Origin of the sequence: Longibacter sp. (assembly GCF_051155795.1) — a bacterium.
Lineage (GTDB): Bacteria > Bacteroidota > Rhodothermia > Rhodothermales > Salinibacteraceae > Longibacter.
Map to the genome: position 1 here is coordinate 1 of NZ_DAXETW010000145.1, position 3,591 is coordinate 3,591.

Annotated in this window: 2 protein-coding genes and 2 pseudogenes; 1 reads left to right on the forward strand and 3 read right to left on the reverse strand. The window is 64.8% G+C overall.

Going from position 1 to position 3,591, the window contains the following annotated elements; translation table 11 throughout:
- Positions 1-1,562 (reverse strand): annotated as a pseudogene (locus ACFCU0_RS13920) (hypothetical protein); the annotation flags it as partial.
- 92 nt (positions 1,563-1,654) lie between these two features.
- Positions 1,655-2,242, reverse strand: a complete 588-nt coding sequence (locus tag ACFCU0_RS13925) for a hypothetical protein (RefSeq protein WP_434974288.1) — start codon at positions 2,240-2,242, stop codon at positions 1,655-1,657.
- Positions 2,243-2,610: 368 nt separating this feature from the next.
- On the opposite strand from ACFCU0_RS13925, the gene ACFCU0_RS13930 reads away from it, so the two are divergent.
- Entirely contained in the window at positions 2,611-3,147 is a 537-nt protein-coding gene (locus ACFCU0_RS13930) for a hypothetical protein (protein WP_434974289.1), read from the forward strand.
- Positions 3,148-3,249: 102 nt separating this feature from the next.
- Here the strand turns inward: ACFCU0_RS13930 and ACFCU0_RS13935 are convergent.
- A pseudogene (locus tag ACFCU0_RS13935) lies at positions 3,250-3,591 on the reverse strand (pyridine nucleotide-disulfide oxidoreductase); the annotation flags it as partial.

Sequence of the window (3,591 nt, forward strand, 5' to 3'; positions counted from 1 at the left end):
GGCTCCGCGTCGTCCCAGATGGTCCGCAGATGCGTTTCTGCCTCCTTCGCCGTAGTGTGGTCACCGGAGCGCGTCGCGGCTTCCGCGAGTCCCAGAAGGGATAAGGCCCGCGCCGGATACCGTGCGAGCGAGGCCTGGAACTGCTTCTGGGCCTCCGCCGGACGATCGACCTCCAGCAGGACCTCGCCGTACAACTCGTGCGCAGGTTTCAGAGGCCAGGCCGGGCCGAAGTCCAGTGGCATGTCGTCCTCCAGGGCCGCCGCTTCGGCGAGCGCGGATAACGCCGCGTCTTCCTTGCCGTTGTTCATAAACAGCAGCCCTTCGAGCTGGAGGACCGGGATCTGGAGTCGTTCCTTCCCCTCGGACGCTGCAGCTCGAGCATCCGCAAGCGCGGCCTCGGCCGACGCGCGCTCATCCATGTGCAGGGCCGCCATGCCTTCGACACTCCGAACCGACACCTTCAACCGCGGTGAGAGCCCGGTCGTGTCGATGGCAAACGCGTCCATTTCCTCCCACCGCTCGGTCTCCACGACGTAGCTTGCCGGAAACGCCGAGAGAATGTAGCGTTCGTAGCCTGCCGCGTAGCCGTCCGAGTCACGGGCATGCCGGATACCCCGGTCGGTCACCTCGCGCGCGGCATCGTACCGTCCCTGCTGGGCGCGGGCATATGCGAGCCAGTGTAGCGCATGGTACCCACCGCCGCCAAGCGGGTCGTCGTTTGCCGATGCCTGATCTCGTTCCGCCTCGTAGGAGTCGACATTCGAGGCGGCGCCCCGGTCCCACATGCCCAGCGCGAAGAAAATGTGCGATGGCATATGGAGTGCATGCGAGGCCTTCGGGGCGATATCCGCGTAGATGCGAGCCGGTCGCAGGCCCAGCGGTGCGTGGACCGGATCGTCGTACGCGTGGATCAGGTAGTGCGCGGCGCCCGGGTGCTTCGGGTTGGCGTCGAAGACCTCCTCAGCGATCGCCGCGGACCGCATGTACGTGCTGAAGTCTCGCCCCTCGTGCGCCGTTCCGAGGATCGACAGGGCGTGGAAGGCGCGGGCATCCAGGTCGTCCGGGTAAGCCGCGGCGAGATCTGCCATGGCCTCGGCGTAGGCGTCATCGCGCGTCTCCTTGGTGGCGACCGAGTCCGTGCCGACGCCGTAAAGCACGTGCAGAGTTTTCAGGTACTGCTTTTCTCGCTCCGTCGGCGCGGCGGCAAGCTGCTCCTCGGGCGTGTCGCCGAGTTTCTCCAGTGCCTCCACGGCGGCCTCGCGGTCCTGCACCATCCAGATGGGATGATTGTGCGTCATCGCTTCGCCCCAGACCGCCATCGCGAAGTCCGGGTCTGCCTCCTGCGCGTTCTGAAAGGCCGCGCGTGCTTCCGGGTACTCGAAGCTGTGGAGGAGCAGGAGGCCGTTCAGGAACGAGTCCTGGGCGCCTTCGGCTCCGGAGTTCTCGAAGGACGTCTCCCCGTAATCCTGCGCGGCGACGGGAAGCGTCGACGCACCGGCGCTCAGGACAAGAACAGCAATCAAACAGGTGAGAATGGCGCGAAGGGCCTGGCGGATAGGCATGGATGGGCGGTTCGGTTCTGCGGAGGAAGACAAAGGCCGTCGGGAAGGGTAAGGATACGGGGACCGAGTGTGAGGGTCAATCGCCACACGGCTTACTCCCTGGCGTCGAACGCATCGTCCAGCACGTACAGCCGCTGCGCGCCACCCCAGCGCCAGACGTAGAGCCATCCGGGCCCACTGTCCGCCGCGTAGACGTCGATACGGACGCGCCAGAGAAGCGGATAGAGCGTCATCTGAGAAAACGTGTCCACGCGGGCGGACCGTGGCACGGTCGACGCCCACTGGATGCGACCCTGTTCGCGGTAGACGACGGCTGCCGGGCGGTGTTCGTCCCGGGGGAGGCTCAGGATGGCGCCCCCGGCAAACGCTACGCTGTCGGCGGCGGGACGGGCGTAGAACGCACGCAGCGTATCGTCGGGGACCGACTGCATCGTGAAGGTGGTGGCACCGGTGACCACGCCGTGTGTGAGCAGGCCGACGGGGACCGTGACGAGCGCGATGAATGCGATTCCGCCCCATAGCAGACGGCGAAACGGCAGGGACGAGATCGTTAGGCGCCCGGCGCCGGCTGCGATTGTGAGTACGACGGGCGCAAGGAAGGGATGGGCGGCTGCGGCAAGGGAGGCGCCGACGGCCAGAAGGAGAAGCGCCGTGACCAGACCGGCAAATGCTACGGGCATAAGCGGCACGTGCTATTCGGGATGTATACGCCAACGTACCCCCATCTCTGCTGATCGTTCGACATTCAGCCGGAACGTCCGGACGCCGTGGATCGAGGCGAGGCGCTCATTTTGTGCCGGCGGATTGACCTTTATAGACCCTGAAAGTATCCTTGGGTCGGTCGTCAGCCGTACAACATGGTCGTCGTTCGATGGGGCTCTGTTTTCGTGTGATTCGTCGTCGGGTTGTCGTCGCGGTTGTGCTCGTGTGGCTTGGTTCCGGCACGGTGACGGCGCAGCCAGATGCTGAGAAGCATCCTTTTCCCGAACGTGCTCGCCCTTCCCCGCTCGCCGTCCGCGATCTGGATTTGCTTCCAACTCGGCCCGCCATGCCGGATCCACGGTTTGGGTTCGACGCGGACTCCTACCGATGGAGACATGCCCGGGGCCGGGCCTACCTGTCGACGATGGCCCCGCTGTTAGGCAGCGGCATCGTGCTCAGGATCGGAGATGAGATCCACGACGATGAATGGGGAGCCACGCACACCGCCGGATTCTGCGTGCTGGGTGCAGGACTGCTGGTTGGACCGTCCATGGGCCACTGGTGCGTACGCGACTCGCGGCGGGCCTGGCTTGGAACGAGTATTCGCGGCGGTGGGATTCTGGGGATGATCGCCGGAGTACGGCTCGCCGTTGAACAGACGGAGGATGACGGGCTCGGTGCCATCCTCACTGCGCCAGTGAAAATCGTTGCCTACTCGCTGCCGGGATTCTTTGTCATGATGTTCGGCGTGGGGTGGTCGCTGGACAGAACTCCGGACCGCTTGTGTGGCACGGAATCCGAAAAGGTGGCCCTGCGACCGGCAGCGATCGCTGTGCCTGGCGGGCGCGTCGCCTCGGGTCTGTCACTTCGCCTTCGATTTTAACGCCCCGATCGAATCGGCCGGACGAATACGTTCAAGCAGAAGAGCCGGCACCCGCGGTCGCGGATCCCGGCTCGCGGATTGCTGATGTGCGCACTCCGCGCATTACATTCGGCCGCGCAACATGCCGTTCCAGTACATGCGAGGAAGGCCGTAGGCTTTCAGCGCGTACATTGAATAGCGCTCTTTCGACTGATCAAAGGGGAAACTCTCCTCCGGATTCTTGTCGTAATCGAACTCGGCCAGGACCAGCTTTCCGTAGCCGGTGACAAGCGGGCACGACGTGTAGCCGTTGTACCGCCCGTTCAGCGGCTCACGCTCCTGTAAGGCGGCGAGGAGATGGTCGACGAGGACCGGAGCCTGCTTGCGGATGGCCGCGCCGGTTTTCGACGTGGGGAGATTGGAATTGTCGCCGAGGGCGTAAACGTTGTCATACCGCACATGGCG